The sequence below is a fragment of the Sphingopyxis sp. EU05-FHT14B03 genome, from assembly GCF_058790875.1.
In genome coordinates, this window is sequence record NZ_JBYTDC010000002.1 from 571,493 (window position 1) to 588,247 (window position 16,755).

The 16,755-nt window shown below is 66.3% G+C and carries 14 protein-coding genes; 10 read left to right on the forward strand and 4 right to left on the reverse strand.

Annotated features, from left to right (window positions below; all coding sequences use genetic code 11):
* Positions 1–25: 25 nt before the first annotated feature.
* The 4 genes from hemN to AC3WS4_RS11890 all read left to right on the forward strand — a co-directional run bounded on the left by hemN (position 26) and on the right by AC3WS4_RS11890 (position 4,073).
* A complete protein-coding gene (gene hemN, locus AC3WS4_RS11875; protein ID WP_056347749.1) occupies positions 26–1,330 on the forward strand; it encodes an oxygen-independent coproporphyrinogen III oxidase in 1,305 nt (434 codons plus the stop codon).
* 221 nt (positions 1,331–1,551) lie between these two features.
* Complete coding sequence (locus AC3WS4_RS11880) at positions 1,552–2,769, forward strand: BtaA family protein (RefSeq protein ID WP_492738501.1); 1,218 nt, start codon at positions 1,552–1,554, stop codon at positions 2,767–2,769.
* Positions 2,770–2,801: 32 nt separating this feature from the next.
* Positions 2,802–3,431, forward strand: coding sequence for a class I SAM-dependent methyltransferase (locus AC3WS4_RS11885; protein WP_492739171.1), 630 nt, complete (start codon positions 2,802–2,804; stop codon positions 3,429–3,431).
* Between the two features lie 48 nt (positions 3,432–3,479).
* Positions 3,480–4,073 carry a GNAT family N-acetyltransferase gene (locus AC3WS4_RS11890; RefSeq protein ID WP_492738499.1) on the forward strand — a complete coding sequence of 198 codons (594 nt, stop codon included), beginning with the start codon at positions 3,480–3,482 and terminating at the stop codon, positions 4,071–4,073.
* A 3-nt stretch (positions 4,074–4,076) separates the two neighbouring features.
* Here AC3WS4_RS11890 and AC3WS4_RS11895 read toward each other — a convergent pair whose 3' ends face one another.
* The 3 genes from AC3WS4_RS11895 to murI all read right to left on the reverse strand — a co-directional run bounded on the left by AC3WS4_RS11895 (position 4,077) and on the right by murI (position 6,932).
* Positions 4,077–4,766, reverse strand: coding sequence for a nitroreductase (locus AC3WS4_RS11895; RefSeq protein ID WP_187141571.1), 690 nt, complete (start codon positions 4,764–4,766; stop codon positions 4,077–4,079).
* The gene (gene hemA / locus AC3WS4_RS11900; RefSeq protein WP_056347741.1) at positions 4,763–5,977 is read right to left on the reverse strand and encodes a 5-aminolevulinate synthase; all 1,215 of its coding nucleotides are present in this window, start codon (positions 5,975–5,977) and stop codon (positions 4,763–4,765) included. The genes AC3WS4_RS11895 and hemA overlap by 4 nt, the downstream gene beginning before the upstream one ends.
* A 148-nt stretch (positions 5,978–6,125) precedes the next feature.
* Entirely contained in the window at positions 6,126–6,932 is an 807-nt protein-coding gene (gene murI / locus AC3WS4_RS11905) for a glutamate racemase (protein WP_492738496.1), read from the reverse strand.
* A gap of 136 nt (positions 6,933–7,068) precedes the next feature.
* Between murI and plsY the strand changes: the two genes are divergently transcribed.
* The 5 genes from plsY to topA all read left to right on the forward strand — a co-directional run bounded on the left by plsY (position 7,069) and on the right by topA (position 14,274).
* Positions 7,069–7,671, forward strand: a complete 603-nt coding sequence (gene plsY, locus AC3WS4_RS11910) for a glycerol-3-phosphate 1-O-acyltransferase PlsY (RefSeq protein WP_492738494.1) — start codon at positions 7,069–7,071, stop codon at positions 7,669–7,671.
* Positions 7,668–8,753, forward strand: coding sequence for a DNA-processing protein DprA (dprA, locus tag AC3WS4_RS11915; RefSeq protein ID WP_492738492.1), 1,086 nt, complete (start codon positions 7,668–7,670; stop codon positions 8,751–8,753). Before plsY ends, dprA begins: the two co-directional genes overlap by 4 nt.
* Positions 8,754–8,868: 115 nt before the next feature.
* Complete coding sequence (locus AC3WS4_RS11920) at positions 8,869–10,509, forward strand: VWA domain-containing protein (protein ID WP_492742798.1); 1,641 nt, start codon at positions 8,869–8,871, stop codon at positions 10,507–10,509.
* Between the two features lie 106 nt (positions 10,510–10,615).
* Entirely contained in the window at positions 10,616–11,608 is a 993-nt protein-coding gene (locus AC3WS4_RS11925; protein ID WP_492738488.1) for a hypothetical protein, read from the forward strand.
* Between the two features lie 113 nt (positions 11,609–11,721).
* Positions 11,722–14,274 (forward strand): type I DNA topoisomerase, encoded by a 2,553-nt coding sequence (gene topA / locus AC3WS4_RS11930; RefSeq protein ID WP_492738486.1) that lies wholly within the window; start codon positions 11,722–11,724, stop codon positions 14,272–14,274.
* Between the two features lie 103 nt (positions 14,275–14,377).
* On the opposite strand, the gene AC3WS4_RS11935 is transcribed toward topA, so the two are convergent.
* Positions 14,378–15,400, reverse strand: coding sequence for a lipocalin-like domain-containing protein (locus tag AC3WS4_RS11935; RefSeq protein WP_492738484.1), 1,023 nt, complete (start codon positions 15,398–15,400; stop codon positions 14,378–14,380).
* A gap of 254 nt (positions 15,401–15,654) precedes the next feature.
* Between AC3WS4_RS11935 and AC3WS4_RS11940 the strand changes: the two genes are divergently transcribed.
* Entirely contained in the window at positions 15,655–16,752 is a 1,098-nt protein-coding gene (locus AC3WS4_RS11940) for a lipase family protein (protein ID WP_492738482.1), read from the forward strand.
* Positions 16,753–16,755 lie beyond the last annotated feature (3 nt).

Consider the following 16,755-nt stretch of genomic DNA (forward strand, 5'->3'; position numbering starts at 1 on the left):
GCCGGTTCGGGCATAGGGTGCGTGCATGTGGTCCTATCATCCCGATCTGCTCGCAAAGCCGGTTCCGCGCTACACCAGCTATCCGACGGCGATGGAATTCGCCGAAGATGTTGGCGCGAACGATTATGCGCGTGCCCTTGATGCAGTCGAACCGGCGACGCCGGTCTCGCTCTATGTCCATATCCCCTTTTGCGAGAGCATCTGCTGGTATTGCGGCTGCAACACCGGCGCGGCGGGTCGTAAGCAGCGGCTCGACGATTATCTGACGGCGCTCAGGTCGGAGATCGCGCTCGTCGCGAAGCGGCTGGGCGGACGCGGGCGCGTGAGCCGCATCGCTTTCGGCGGCGGCAGTCCCAATGCGATCGCGCCGGTCGAACTGGTGCGCTTGCTCGACCTGCTGCTCACCGTTTTCGATGCGCACCGGCCCGACGTCTCGATCGAGCTGGATCCGCGCGGCTTTTCACCCGAGTGGGCGCTGGTGCTCGCGGCGGCGCATGTCACGCGGGTCAGCCTCGGCATCCAGACCTTCGCACCGCACGTCCAGCAGGCGATCGGGCGCATCCAGCCGCTTTCGCACATCGAGCGCGTCGTCGCCGCGCTGCGCCTGCGCGATATCAACGCGATCAATTTCGATCTGATGTACGGCCTGCCCGGACAGGAACTGGCCGATGTCGAATCGACGATTGACGAGGCGCTGGCGCTGGCGCCGAGCCGCATCGCCTTTTTCGGTTACGCCCATCTTCCGCAGATGATTGCGCGTCAGCGGCGGATCGACGCGAGCCGGCTGCCCGACCAGCGCCTTCGCTTCGAGCAGGCCGAGCTTGGCTATCGACGGCTGACCGCGGCTGGCTATGTCCCGGTCGGCTTCGATCATTTCGCCCGGCCCGACGATTCGCTCGCCCTCGCAGCTCGCGAAGGCCGGGTGAATCGCAATTTTCAGGGCTTTACCGAGGACGCTGCCCCCATTTTGCTTGGTTTCGGCGCCAGCGCGATCAGCAAGTTTCCCGATCTGATCGTCCAGAACGAGAAGCGGTCCGGCTCCTATCGCGATCTTGTCGGCGGGGGGCGCCTCACCGCGGTGAGAGGCGTCCGGGTCGAGGCGGGAGAGCAGCGGCGCGCGCGGCATATTCGCGACCTGTTGTGCAACGGGCGCGCGCATTTGAGTTTCGATGAGCTCGCGCCGGCTCGAAGCGCCCTGACGGATTTCGAACGACGAGGGATTGTCGAGTGGGATGGCGATGCGCTGGTGATTCGCGATCACGGCCTGCCTTACGCGCGGCACGTCGCCGCACGGTTCGATCGCATCCGGGGCGACATTCGGCCGATCTAGCAGCGGGGCGCGGCTTCCGGCGACAATTGGCAATTCACGCCCAAAAGCTTGCTGACCGCAAACGTGAAGGGTTTACGGTCAGCAGCGCGACGCCATGGATTCGCCGGGATGACGATGCGAGTTTTTTCCGCCGTCCCCGATTTGTCATCGAACCGACGCGGGAATCGCAAGAATCGCTGCCATGGGCGGGGCCGGATCCACCTTTCTCCGGGAGACCTGCCATGGCCAGCCAGCCCAATCGCAAGATCGCCGCCGCCGTCGTTCGCGAGGACGCCGAGCAGAAGCAACGCCTGCTCGACCGCGCCTTCGCGTTCGCCTTTCGCGGGCTCGTCTACGCCCAGATCTGGGAAGACCCCGTGGTCGACATGGAGGCACTGGCGATCCGGCCCGGCAACCGCATCGCGACGATCGCGAGCGGCGGGTGCAATGTCTTCTCCTATCTGACCGCCGATCCCGCCGAGATCGTCGCGGTCGATCTCAACACCGCGCATGTGGCGCTGGGCCATCTCAAGCGCATCGCGGCGGCCCGGCTGCCCGATTATGCAAGCTTTCGCCGCTTTTTCGCCGACGCCGACAGCCGCGACAATGTCGAGGCGTACAAGGCGTATGTGCGGCCGCATCTCGACGAGGTCAGCCGCCGTTACTGGGAAGGCCGCGACCTTGTCGGACGCCGCCGCATCAACGGCTTTGCGACCGGGCTCTACAAGCGTGGACTGCTCGGCAATTTCATCGGCGTCGCGCATTTGCTGGCGCGGCTGATGAAGGCCGATCCGCGCGCGCTGCTCGAGGCGCGCGACATCGACGAACAGCGCCACATCTTCGAAACGAAATTCGCGCCCTTCTTCGACAGGAAGTTCGTGCGCTGGGTCACCGACCAGCGCTCGTCCTTGTTCGGACTCGGCATTCCGCCCGCGCAATATGACGCGCTGGCGGGTGGCAAGCCGATGGCCGATGTGCTGCGCGCGCGGCTCGAGAAACTGAGCTGCGATTTCGACCTCAAGGACAATTATTTCGCCTGGCAGGCGTTCGGGCGCGGTTATGGCCGTGACGCGCAGGCGCCGCTGCCGCCCTATCTGCAGGCGGACAATTATGCCGCGGTCAAGGCGCGCGCGGAACGGGTGACGATGCTCCACGCCAACATGACCGACATGCTGGCGGCGGCGGATGACGCCAGCTTCGATCGCTATATCTTCCTCGACGCGCAGGACTGGATGAGCGACCCGCAACTGCTCGCGCTGTGGAGCGAGGTCCTGCGCACCGCGCGACCGGGCGCGCGGGTGCTGTTCCGTACTGCCGCCGAGCCGAGCCTGCTGCCCGGACGCCTGCCCGACGCGCTGCTCGATCGCTGGGACTATCGCGCCGAGGAATCGCGCGATTATACGCGGCGCGACCGCTCGGCGATCTATGGCGGCGTCCATCTCTATGTGCTGAAAGCCTGATCGTGGCGGCGGCACAGGGGCATCCCGCGCTGATGGACAATGTCTATCGCGGCCAGCGCCATATCTATGACCTGACCCGCAAATACTATCTGCTCGGGCGCGACCGGCTGATCGACGAACTGCAGCCGCCGGTGGGCGGTCATGTGCTCGAGGTCGGCTGCGGCACCGGGCGCAACCTGATCGCGGCGGCGCGCTGCTGGCCCGGCGCGCATATTCACGGCATCGACATTTCGGCCGAGATGCTGAAAAGCGCGCGCGCGGCGATCGCCCGGGCGGGGCTGGAGCGGCGGGTGACGGTAGCGCAGGGCGACGCCACCGGGTTCGACCCCAAGGCGCTGTTCGGCGTCCCGCACTTCGACCGGGTCTTTCAGAGCTATACGCTGTCGATGATCCCCGACTGGCAGGGCGCGATCCGCGAGGCGGTGCGCCATCTGTCGCCGAGCGGAGTGCTGCATATCGTCGATTTCGGCCAGCAGGAGCAACTGCCCGGCTGGTTCCGCGCTGCGCTGTTCGGCTGGCTGGCGCGTTTCCATGTCGCGCCGCGCGCGATGATGATCGACGCGATGCGCGAATTGTCGGCCGACACCGGCGGCCGGCTGGTCGTGACACGCCTCTATCGCGGTTATGCCTGGTCGCTGCGGTTCGACAGGGGCCGACGCTGATATTGCCAAAGCGCGCGCGACCTGCTCCCATCGGCGACGGAGGGAATGATGAGCGAGGCAATAGGACCGGCGGGTCCGGCCGACCAGCCGGCCGTGATCGAGACATTGGCACAGGCATTCCAGACCGACCCGGCGCTGTCGTGGATATTGCCCGACCCCGATCATCGTGCGCGGGCGCTGCGCGGCCTGTTTCGCGTACTGGTACCCGCCGACATGCGCGCGGGGGTCGCGCTGCGATCCGAAAGCGACGCGGCGGCGGCGCTCTGGCGTGCGCCGGGGCAGGCGCATAGCGGGACACTGGAGTTCCTGCGCACCGTCATCCCGCTCGTCGCGACGTTCGGTACCGCCCTGCCGCGCGGACTGAAGGTGCAGGCCGGCATCGACGCGCACCGCCCAAAGGCGCGCTTCTGGTATCTTCATTATGTCGGCGTGCGGACCGCGCATCAGGGCAAGGGCCATGGCGGCCGGATCATCCGCGCGCAGGCCGCGGTCGCCGACACCGAGGGACTGCCGTGCTGGCTGGAAACCGCGACGCCGGAAAATGTGCCGCTTTACGAACGGCTGGGGTTCGTCACGCAGGTAGAATGGGATGTGCCGGGCGGCGGCCCGCATTTCTGGGGCATGATGCGCCCGGTGTGCTGAGCGTCAGTCGTCGAACCCGACGAAACGCACGGCTTCTTCGACGCTCTTGCGGTTCGACACCACGGCGTTGGCGGGGAAATCCGCTTCGGGCCAGCCCATCGCGACGCAGATCATGATTACTTGGTCGTCGGGGATCGCGGCATGTTCGCGCACCACTGGGCTTTGCATGATGCCCTGGCTGTTGATGACGCAGCCGAGCCCGCGCGACCAGGCGGCGTTGACCAGCGCGTTGGTCACCGCACCACAATCGAACGGCGCGATGTCGCTGCCGAGCAATATGCGGTCATAGGTGACGACGATGCTGACCGGCGCGTCGAACTGGCGGAAGCCGCGGAGCACCCAGTCCTGGCGCGCGTCCTTGTCGTCGCGCGCGATGCCCATCGCACCGAAGAGCTGCTTGGCGATCTCGATCTGGCGTGCGCGATGGTCGTCGGCGATGCCGTCGAAGCGGCGGAATTCGCGGCTGTCGGGCTTGCCGGCGAGAATGCCGTCGGTGTTACCCCGGCGGATCGCGTCAAGCGGATCGCCGGTGACGACCGAGAAATTCCAGCACTGGTTGTTGAACGACGAGGGCGCGCGCATCGCGACTTCGATCACCTCGGCGACCAGCGCCTTGGGAACGGGCTTGTCGAGGAAGCCGCGAATGCTGCGGCGTCCCCGGACAACCTCGTCAAAACCCGGTGCGGCGCTCACGCGGCCTTGCGCAGTTCCAGACGGTCCCAGATTTCGGTGAGCGCCTGGGTCAGGTCGCGCATCATCGCCTCGTCATGCGCCGGGCCGGGGGTGAAGCGCAGCCGTTCGGTGCCGCGCGGCACGGTCGGGAAATTGATCGGCTGCACATAGACGCCATATTCGGCGAGCAATATGTCGCTGATCTTCTTGGCGCGAACCGGATCGCCGACCATCAGCGGGACGATGTGCGTGGTCGAATCCATCACCGGCAGGCCGGCGTCGCGGAAGCTCTGCTTGAGATAAGCGGCGGCTTCCTGCTGCGCGTCGCGCTCGACGCTCGACGCCTTGAGGTGGCGCACGCTCGCGAGCACACCCGCGACGAGCACCGGCGACAGGCTGGTCGTGAAGATGAAGCCGGGCGCATAGCTGCGGATCACGTCGATGATATTCTTGTCGGCGGCGATATAGCCGCCCATCACGCCGAACGCCTTGCCGAGGGTTCCCTCGATGATCGTGATGCGATCGGCGGCTTCGTCGCGATCGCTGATGCCGCCGCCGCGCGGGCCGTACATGCCGACGGCATGGACTTCGTCGCAATAGGTCAGGGCATTATATTTGTCGGCAAGGTCGCAGATCGCGTGGATCGGGGCGACGTCGCCGTCCATCGAATAGACGCTTTCGAAGGCGATCAGCTTGGCGGCTTCGGGATCGTCGGCGGCCATCAACTCTTCGAGATGTGCGAGGTCGTTGTGACGCCAAACGCGCTTTTCGCAGCCCGAGTTGCGGATGCCCGCGATCATCGAGGCGTGGTTGAGTTCGTCCGAATAGATGATGCAGTTGGGCAGCAGCTTGCCGAGCGTGCCGAGCGTCGCCTCGTTCGAGATATAGCCCGACGTGAACAGCAGCGCGCCGTCCTTGCCGTGAAGGTCGGCGAGTTCGGCTTCGAGGTCGATATGATAGTGGGTGTTGCCGCCGATATTGCGGGTGCCGCCCGAACCGGCGCCGACGTCATGCAGCGCTTCTTCCATCGCGGCGACGACCTTGGGATGCTGGCCCATGGCGAGATAGTCGTTCGAACACCATACGGTGATCGGCTTCGGGCCGTTATGACCGGCGAAGCAGCGTGCGTTGGGAAAGGACCCGCGATTCCGGAGGATGTCGATGAAGACGCGATAGCGCCCTTCTTCGTGCAGCCGGTCGATGGCGCGTGCGAAAATATCGTTATAGTTCACGTATCAGCCCCGCAGTCAGGTGCCAGTCCAAGCCATTGGGCCGCTCCCTCCGGGCGGCTATTAACACGGGGGCCAATAACGCCGAAACAACCCGAAATCCAGTGCGAACGATTCGCAACTTCTGCGCCAAATCAGTGTGATCGAGCCGCTAGATCAGTTCGATGCGATCGAGGCCGTAGGGCGCCAGCGCGGCCAGCGGCGGCGGCGGACGCTCGTCGCTACGCGTGAAGACCGCGAGGCCGGGGGCGACCGCCGCGGGCCAGGGCTGGCCGTCGGTCAGGTGGGCGATGCGGCGGGCAATGCCCTGCGCCCCGTCGATCAAGCGGACGTGCGATCCCGCCTCGGCCTGCAATTCGTCGGCGAGCAGCGGGAAGTGGGTGCAGGCGAGGACGATGACGTCGAGCTTGTCGCCGCCGGGCTGGCTTGTCAGGCCGGCGATGGCGCGCGCCATGACGTCCTTATCCACGGGGTCGCCGCGCAGCTTCGCTTCGGCGGCGGTGACGAGGCCGGGGCTGCCGTGGCGCAGCACCGTCTTGCCCGCGGCAAAGCGCGCGCTGAGATCGTCGACATAGGGCTGGCGCACCGTCGCTTCGGTGCCGAGCACCCCGATGACGCCGGTTTTCGTCATCTCGGCGGCGGGCTTGATCGCGGGCACGGTCCCGACGATCGGCAGGTCGAGCGCGGCGCGGACATGGGCGAGTGCGATCGTCGAGGCGGTGTTGCACGCGATTACCGCGAGGCGTGGCTGGTAGCGTTCGACGAGGCGGCCGAGCAGTGCGGGAACGCGCGCCGCGAGTTCAGTCTCGCTCTTCTGGCCATAGGGCAGGCCGGCATAATCGGCGGCATAGACGATCGGCGCGGTCGGCAGCAGCGCGCGCGTCGGGCCGAGCACGGTGAGGCCACCGAGGCCGGAGTCGAAGAACAGGATCGGGGCGTCGGCGCGGGGGGTGGGCATCCACGCGCCCTAGCAGCGGCGACGGGGCCGCTCAATGGCCGCCACGAGTTTGTCCGATTTGGCGGTCACCATGCGCGAATGCGTTGATTGCTACGCGTAAAATCGCCACAAAGGCGCAAAGGGAGGAGGGGTTGCCATGACGACATATTTGCTGATCGCCGCGGGCTATCTGCTCGGATCGATCCCGTTTGGTGTCCTCCTGACGCGAGCCTTCGGTGCGGGTGATTTGCGCCAGATCGGGTCAGGCAATATCGGTGCGACCAATGTGCTGCGCACCGGGCGCAAGGGGCTGGCGGCGGCAACCTTGATCCTCGACGGTGCGAAGGGCGCGGTCGCGGTGCTGCTCGCCCGGCATTTTTTCCCCGAAACCGGCGATCATGGCGCGATGGTCGCGGGCGCGGCGGCGATGATCGGCCATTGCTACCCCGTCTGGCTGAAATTCAAGGGCGGGAAGGGGGTTGCGACGCTGCTCGGCCTCTCGCTGGCGCTCGCCTGGCCGATCGGGCTGGTGTTTGCGGGCGTCTGGCTCGGCGCCGTCCTGCTGTTGCGCATCTCGTCGCTCGGCGGGATGCTGGGGGCCGTCGCTGCGCCGCTTGCCGCGCTGGCGCTCGGCTATCCCATCTATGCGATCGGTCTGGCGGGACTCGCGGCCATCGTGCTCTGGCGCCACCGCGAGAATATCGCGCGGCTGCGCGCGGGAACCGAACCGCGCGTCGGCGTGATGAAAAGCGCCGAATGACCGACGCCGAAAGGCTGGCGCGGTTGCGGCTCATCCGCATGCCGCACGTCGGCCCGGTCAGTTGGCACCAGCTGATGGCGCGCTTCGGATCGGGCGAGGCGGCGCTCGCCGCGCTGCCCGATCTTGTGCTGCGCGGTGGCGCGGGCCGCGCGCGTATCGCGCCTTCCGAAATCGCCGAGCGTGAGATCGAGCGCGTGGCCTCGCTCGGCGCGCGTCATGTCTTCAGTGACGAGGCGGATTATTCGCCGCTGATGCGCGAGGTCGAGGGCGCCCCGCCGGTGATGATTGTCCGCGGCGATACCGCGATGCTCCGGCACCCCTGCGTCGCGATCGTCGGCGCGCGCAACGCCTCCGCGGTCGCGTGCCGCTTCGCGCGGCAGATGGCGGCCGAGCTGGCGGGGCAGGGCATCACGGTGGTCAGCGGACTGGCGCGCGGGGTCGACACCGCGGCGCATGTCGGCGCGCTTGGCGGGCGCACGACGGCGGTGATCGCGAGCGGCATCGATATCGCCTTTCCGCCCGAGAATGCCGGGCTGCAGGAAAAGCTCGGCGCCGACCAGTTGCTGATCGCCGAGCAGCCGCCGGGCACCGAACCGCTGGCGCGCCATTTCCCGTCGCGCAACCGTATCATCGCCGGACTGGCGCACGGGACGCTGGTGATCGAGGCGGCACCCAAGTCGGGGTCGCTGATCACCGCGCGCCGCGCCGGCGATTATGGACGCGAGGTGATGGCGGTGCCCGGATCGCCGCTCGACCCGCGCGCGCAGGGCTGCAACCTGCTGATCCGCGAAGGCGCGACGCTGATCCAGACGGTCGACGATGTGCTCGAGGCGCTGGGGCCGATCGATGCGCGCATGGTGCGCGAACCGGTGCGCAGCTATGCGGCGACGCCCGCCGTGCACGACGCCGGCGAAGGGGACCGGCGGACCGTCGTCGAACTGCTCGGGCCGACCCCCGTCGCGGTCGACGAGCTCGTCCGCCAGTCGGGCTGCGCAGCCGCGACGGTGCAACTGATCCTGCTCGAACTCGAACTCGCGGGTCGTATCGAGCGCCACGCGGGCGCCAGGATTTCACGGCTGTGATGACCCGCACAGCGGCCTAACCTGCGGCAATCTAACCATTCATCGCGGTTCAGCCACGGTTCAGCGGCCGGACCACAGGTTCATGATATTGTATCACATGGCGGGGAGTTCGATGATGCGAAGCCGATTTCTGACGGGCGTGACGATGATCGCCGTTCTCGCGGGCGGCCTCGCCCCCGCGCCCCTGACCATCGCTTATGCCAAGCCAGGCGCGCCGCAGCAGGGCTTTTGCCGCAACGCCGACCCGCTTCCGCGCCTCGATGCCGAGGTGCAGCCGCCCCGGCCGCAACAGACAGGCGTGTCCATGACCAAGGGCGGCAAGCGCGAGCGCGATGACAAGTCGAGCGCCGACTATGCGCCGATGGCGCCGCCGCCACCTCCGCCGCCTCCGCCACCCCCTCCGCCGCCGATGGCGCCGCCACCACCCAGCTATGACAGCGCTGCCGCCGACGTCGTCGTCACCGGCTCGGCGCGATCCGGATCGTCGGCTGCGGTCAGCGCGATCAGCAGCGGCGAGTCGGTACGGGTGGCACCGACCGCCCCGCCGCCGGCGTCGACGTCGCCCGTTCCCGGCTCGTCGTCGGACTATACGGGGCGACCCGTGCCGGTGCCGCCGCGCTATATTCCGCCCCAGCCACAATCGGGCATCCTGACTGCGGGCGAGCATGACGACCTACTCAATCCGGAACTCTATGCGGCCTATGTCAACCGCACCGACTTGGGCCAGGACATCCGCGCCCTGCCGCGCGTCGACACGATGCGCGTCGTCACGGTGAAGGTGAACGACCGCAACGGCCAGCCGATCCCCTTCGCCGACGTCGTCGTCACCTGCAGCGACGGCAACAGCATCACCATGGCGACACAGGCCGACGGCAGCGCGGTCTTCTTCCCCGGGCTCGACCGGCTCAGCGAACGGATCACCGTGTCGGCACGAAAGGCCGGGCGCAGCATCGCCGATGCGCGGCCGGTTCTGGTGTCCGATGCGCCGGGCGGCCAAGTCGTCGGGCTGACCGCGAACCAAGCGGCGAGCAAGGCGACCAAGCTCGACCTGATGCTCGTCATCGACACGACGGGCAGCATGGGCGACGAGATCCGATACCTGCAGTCGGAAATGCGCGCGATCATCGCGTCGATCACCGCCAAGCACCGCGACCTCGATATTCGCGTCGGTTTTGTCTTCTATCGCGATATCGGCGACGAATATATCACGCGCACGGTGGTGTTCGACCGCGACATCGGCCGTGCACAGGGCACGCTGGCGGCGCAATATGCGACCGGCGGCGGCGATTATCCCGAGGCGATGGACCAGGCGCTGATCCGCGCGGTCGGGCAGGAGTGGCGCCCCGATGCGGTGAAATCGCTGCTGCTCGTCGCCGACGCGCCGCCGCACAACGAACAGTTCGGCCGCACCTGGGCCGCCGCCGAGGCGGCGCGCGCCAGGCGTATCCACATCACCCCGGTCGCCGCCTCGGGCGTCGCCGACGAGGCCGAATATGCGATGCGCGCGATGGCCGCGGCGACCCAGTCGCGCTATCTGTTCCTGACCGACGACAGCGGCGTCGGCAATGCCCATGCGGCGCCGGCGATCGACTGTTATCTGGTGACGCGGCTCGACGCGCTCGTCCGCCGCGTGATCGACAGCCAGATCAGCGGTCGCCGCATCGAGCCCGAGGACAGCGAGGTCATCCGCAGCGTCGGCCAATATGATGCGGGCAAATGCATCCTGCCCGCCGACTTCAAATGGCAGGACCAGTAAGCCGTTGACTTGCCCCCGCATCTGACCGATGCGGGGGCCATGGGTCGCTTCGGGGAACCCCCGCCGACCGGATATATCCGGTCCGTGAGGGTCGGAGGACCAATCCATGAAAAAACTGCTGTCGGCCGTCGCCATCGTGGCGATGCTGCTCCAGCCTGTCGCCGTGATCGCCAAGGACAAGGAACCGGTGAAGATCGCTGGTCCCGCCAATGCGAAGGGCGTCACCACCGTCACCGTCGGCGCCTTCAATGTCGGCTTCATCTTTGAATCGACCGACCAGACCGCGGCGTCGGGCGGGCTGATGGGGGCGTTCGGCGGCACGACCAAGGCGAAGAGCGAACTCGTCGGGGTAACCCCCGAAATGATGCAGGCGGTCACCGACGCCGCCTATGCCGACTTCGTGTCGCAGCTGACCGCCAGCGGCTATACGGTTCAGGCACCGACCGACATGTTCGGCCATGCCGCGCTCGCCAAGACCAAGTCGCAGGACATGCCGCTCGACATCAACATCGCGCTCGAAAAGGGCAGCAAGGGCAAGGCGACCTATTACAAGCCGACGGCGCTGCCCTCGCTGTTGATGATTCCGGGTGATTTCGTCGGGTCGGGGATGAGCAGCATCGGGATGAACATGGCGGCGGGGCAAGCGGTCGGGTCGCTGAACGCCTACGCAAAACAGGCGGGAGTCGGCGTGATCGACGTCGTCTATCTGATCGACTTTTCGCAGCAGAAGCGCCCCGGCGCCTTCAGCTTCGGCGGGTTGGAGGTCAACAGCGCGCTGTCGGTCAGCGCCGACTATTCGCGCATCACGCTGATCGCGCCGAGCGGCAAGCAGTCGGTGATCACCGTCAAGGCGCCGGTCGCGGTCGAGGGCGAGTTCGTCGAAGAGAGCGACGCGACCAGCGGCGCAGACAAGGCGATGCAATCGGCCGGCAATGTCGTGGGCGGCCTTGCCGCGGTCGCGGGGTTCGGGGGCTTGCGCTTCGGCAAGACCCGCAAGTTCGCCTTCACCGCCAAGCCGGGGAATTACGAAGAAGGCGCGGCCAAGGCGGCGAGTCTGGCGAGCGCGATGCTGATCGGACGGCTCGCGCCGCTGCGCTGATTTTCACAACCACTTTGCTGGGGCGGGCGCGCCGAAATCCTCTTGACGACAGGACCGGACGCCCGCCACCCTCGCGCGTACATACGTGAGGCACAGCAGGACAACGCTTTTACATGCAATTGGTTATTGTGGAATCGCCCGCCAAGGCGAAGACGATCGAGAAATATCTCGGGCGCGATTTCAAGGTGCTGGCCAGCTATGGCCATGTTCGCGACCTGCCGCCCAAGGACGGGTCGGTAAATCCCGACGACGGTTTCGCGATGCAGTGGCAGCTGTATCCCGATAAAACGAAGCGGATGAAGGAAATCCAGGACGCGGCGAAGGGTGCCGAGCGCCTGATCCTCGCGACCGACCCTGATCGCGAGGGCGAGGCGATCAGCTGGCATGTGCAGGAACTGCTGCGGAGCAAGAAGGCGCTGCCGGCGAAGGTCGACCGCGTCACCTTCAACGCGATCACCAAGGACGCGGTGCTCACCGCGATGGCGGCGCCGCGCGCGCTCGACGACGATCTGATCGACGCCTATCGCGCCCGCCGCGCGCTCGATTATCTGGTCGGTTTCACCCTGTCGCCGGTGCTGTGGCGCAAGCTGCCCGGCGCCAAGTCGGCGGGGCGTGTCCAGTCGGTGTCGCTGCGGCTGATCGTCGAGCGCGAGCGCGAGATTGAAGCATTCGTTGCACTGCAATACTGGTCGATCACCGGCCTGTTCGAAATGTCGGGCACGCCGTTCAAGGCGCGCCTCGCACGCTGGCGCGGCGACAAGATCGAGCGGCTGACGATCACCAGCGAAGCCGATGCGCGCGCCGCCGAGGCCGATGTGAAGGCGGGGCATTTCACCGTCGAGAATGTCGAGACCAAGCCGCTGACGCGCAACCCGCCGCCGCCCTTCACGACGTCGACGCTGCAGCAGGAAGCCGCGCGCAAGCTCGGCTTCTCGGCGAGCCACACGATGCGCATCGCACAGGGCCTCTACGAGGACGGCGCGATCACCTATATGCGTACCGACGGCGTCCAGATGGACGGCAGCGCGATCAGCGCCGCGCGCAAGGCGATCGCGACGCGCTACGACGGCGGCTATGTCCCCGACCAGCCACGCCAGTATCAGACCAAGGCGAAGAATGCGCAGGAAGCGCATGAAGCAATCCGTCCGACCGATTTTTCGAAGGACAAGGCCGGCAGCGGCGACCATGGCCGACTCTATGAGTTGATCTGGAAACGCGCGATGGCGAGCCAGATGGCGTCGGCACGCCTCGAACGCACGAGCATCGACCTCAGCGACGGCACCGGCAAGACGATGCTGCGCGCGACCGGGCAGGTCGTGAAATTCCCCGGTTTCCTCGCACTCTATGACGAAAGCCGCGACGACGCGGGCGACGATGACGATGCGCGCCTGCTGCCCGCGATGGCGAAGGGCGATGCGCCGGCCAAGACCGGGGTCGAGGTCGAAAGCCACGAAACCCAGCCGCCGCCGCGCTATTCGGAAGCGAGCCTGGTCAAGAAGATGGAGGAACTCGGCATCGGGCGCCCGTCGACCTATGCCTCGATCCTCCAAGTGCTGAAGGACCGCGCCTATGTGACGGTCGAGAAGAACCGCTTCATGCCCGAAGAGAGCGGGCGGCTGCTCACCGCCTTTCTCGAACGCTATTTCACCCGCTACGTCGAATATGACTATACCGCGGGGCTCGAGGAAGAGCTCGACGATGTGTCGGGCGGCCGCGCGCAGTGGCAGGCGGTGCTCGATGCCTTCTGGCGCGACTTCAAGCCGCGCACCGGCGAGGTGATGGAACTCAAGCCGTCGGAGATCACCGCGGCGCTCGACGAATTCCTCGGCCCTTATCTTTTCCCCGACAAGGGCGACGGCAGCGATCCGCGGCTGTGCCCCAATTGCGGCACCGGCAAGCTGGCGCTGCGCGGCGGCAAGTTCGGGCCGTTCATCGCATGCAGCAACTATCCCGACTGCAAGTTCACGCGCAAATTCGCGCAGCCGGGCGGCAGCGACGGCGCCGATACGGGGCCCGAGACGATGGGTAATGATCCCGAATCCGGGCTGGAAGTGACCAAGCGCAGCGGACGCTTTGGTCCCTATATCCAGCTCGGCGACGGCAAGGAGGCGAAGCGTTCGTCGATCCCCAAGGACATCCCGGGCGAGGATTTCGACCTCGACTATGCGCTGCGGCTCTTGAGCCTGCCGCGCGAGGTCGGCGTCCATCCGGAAAGCGGCAAGGTCATCATGGCCGGGCTGGGGCGCTACGGCCCGTACCTGCTCCATGACGGCAAATATGCGAAGCTGACCGGCACTGCCGAAATCTTCGACATCGGCATGAACGCCGCGGTCGTCCGCATCGCCGAAGCGGCGGCGGGCGGCGGGCGCGGGCGCACCAAGGCCGAACCGCTCAATACCTTTGGCCCGCACCCGACGAGCGGCGGCGAGATGAAGCTGATGGAAGGACGCTTCGGTCCCTATGTCACCGACGGCACGACCAACGCGACCTTGCCGAAGTCGATGGAACCCGCCGCGCTGACGCTCGAGGAAGCGATCGCGCTGATCGACGCGCGCGCCGCGAAGGGGCCTGCAAAGGGCAAGAAAAAGGCGGCGCCCAAGAAGGCGGCGGCGAAGAAGCCGGCGGCCAAGAAAAAGGCGCCCGCAAAGAAGGCCGCGGCGGAATAGTAAACCTCGTCATTGCGAGCGAAGCGAAGCAATCCAGAGCGGCCTTGCACCGCTCTGGATTGCCGCGTCGCTACGCTCCTCGCAATGACGGGTTGGTGGACCCCTAAGGCCGCTGCTCGTTCCACGCCGTTCCCGTCACAGACTGCCCTGCGAACGTCCCCGCCGCGGTCGCGACGCCTTCATAGACATTGGCGTTGAAGGCGTCGAAGACCTGATCGGGGATCGACGAGGTGATCGTGATCGCCGCGTCGAAATCGGGGATCTGCACGAGGAATTCGAGAAAGAAGACTTGTCCGTTCGGCGCGGCCCACGTCGCTTCGCCGGGAGTCGTGATGCAATCCTCGAGGAAATAGGTCGTGCCGTCGGGAAACTGGATCGTCGCGTTCGACTGGTGCGGCTGGCCGCCCTGCGGCGGGGTCTCGGCGCTGACCGTCATATAGCTCGAGATATGGATGCCATTGTCGAGCTGCATGTCTTGCAGATACCACAGGATGGGGTTCGCTGAAGAACCGAACAGGCCATATTCATGGTCCATCCACGTCTGGCCGGTGACCGCGAACACCGTATCGCCGATCGCCACCGACCCGCTGACCTGGAGCCGCGTGAACGAGTAATAATAATTGTTGGTCTTCACCCCGCCGGGGTTCGCCGGGGTCGGATTGCACCCTGTGCCCCACACGATCAGCGGCGGACCCTGCTGCGCCATCACCAGGTCGAAGAGGATCGTCGATCCCGTCCCCTCGTCCTGAAACTGCGCCTTGACCGTCATGTTCGACGGGTCGGCTTGCGGCGCGGTCATCCACGCCCAGTCATGATCGATCCCCGGATTGCCGAGTTTGACGTACCAGTCCTTGCTCGGGTCGGTTTCGGCCCATTCGCCGGGGGTGTGGGTCGCGGTGCTCTGATAATGGATCTGGTTCGCGACGTCGGACAGCATGATTTCGGTAAAGGCGAGCGGCGCGAAGCTCGCGGCGTTGATCTCGAAGCCGAAAACGCGGTCGCCGGCGACGAGTGTGCCGGTGTGCCACCACCATTCGGTGGGCGCTTCGGCGTGGCAATATTGGTCCTGCGGCAGCTTGATCGCGACTTCGGACGGTGGAACGGGAACGGGACTATTGGGCGACATGATCGATACTCCCCCTGTTGTGCCGCAAGATGCGGATGGTGATGATTATCATGCAGCATGTCTGGCGCGGACTTTTATTTGGTGACATCGCGAAAATATCGTCACCAATATTGTTATATTACCGCTGCATGACGTTTTTGCGGGAGAAAAGCGCAGATATTATTCGCTCCTCCGTGCGGTTCCCGCCCGCCGGAAGTCATGATAGGATGCGCCCAACCGGGAGGTGTCCGATGCGTCGTTTATGGGTTTTACTGTTGCTCCTCGCAGCCTCGTTCGCCGTCCCCGCCGCCGCGCAGCAGGCGGGCAGCCTGATATCCGCCGAGCCGATGGTCGATACGCCGCCGGGGGTGCAGGCGTGGCGCGTGCAATATTGGACCTCCAACCAGAAGGGTGAACGGCTGCGCGTCACCGGACTCGTCGCCGCGCCGCGCGAGGCGGTGCCGCCGCGGCCGCGCCGCGTCATCGCCTGGACCCACGGCGCCTGGGGCGTGGCCGAGAAATGCGCGCCGTCGCTAAGCAGCAATTTCTTTGCCGTGACGGCTGGAATCGATGCGGTGCGGCAGGGCTATGTCGTTGTCGCGCCCGATTATATCGGCCTCGCGAGCCCGACGATGCATCCGTTCCTCGTCGGCCCCGATACCGCGAATTCGGTGCTCGACGCGGTGCGCGCGGCGCGGGCGATCCCCGGCGCGGCGGCGGGCAACAGCTTTGCCGTGTGGGGCGAATCGCAGGGTGCGCACGCCGCGCTGTGGACCGCGATCACGGCGCGCTCCTACGCCCCCGACCTGAACCTCGTCGCGACCGCCGCAGCCGCGCCGCCGACCGATCTCGCAGCCAATTTGCGCGACGGCAGCGACAAGAATGCGCGCGCCTTGCTGCTGTCCTTCACGCTGCACAGCTGGTCGACGCTTTATGGCTATTCGATGGACGGCGTCGCCAACCGTACGAACCAGGGCATCATCCATCGGCTGGCGGAAAACAACTGCATCAGCCTGGAAAAGAAGCCGAAGCTCGGCACGATCCTGGGCGTGCTGACCATCGTGCGCGCGACGAAGAACAAGGATGTCGCCAAAATCGAGCCGTGGGGAAGCTTCGCCCGCGCCAACAGCGTCGACGCCGCGCGCGTTCCCGGCCCGCTGCTCATCGCGCAAAGCAGCAAGGACACGATCATCGCGCCCGCGGTGACGCGCAAATTCGCCAAGTCCGTCTGCCGGCGCGGCACGGCGCTGCGTTGGATCGACATGACCGGAGGCCATGTCGACGCGGCGCGCGACAGCGCCCAAGAAACGATCGGCTGGATCGGTGAACGGTTCGATGGGCAACCGCCGCCGAATGATTGTCGGCGGATTTAGCGC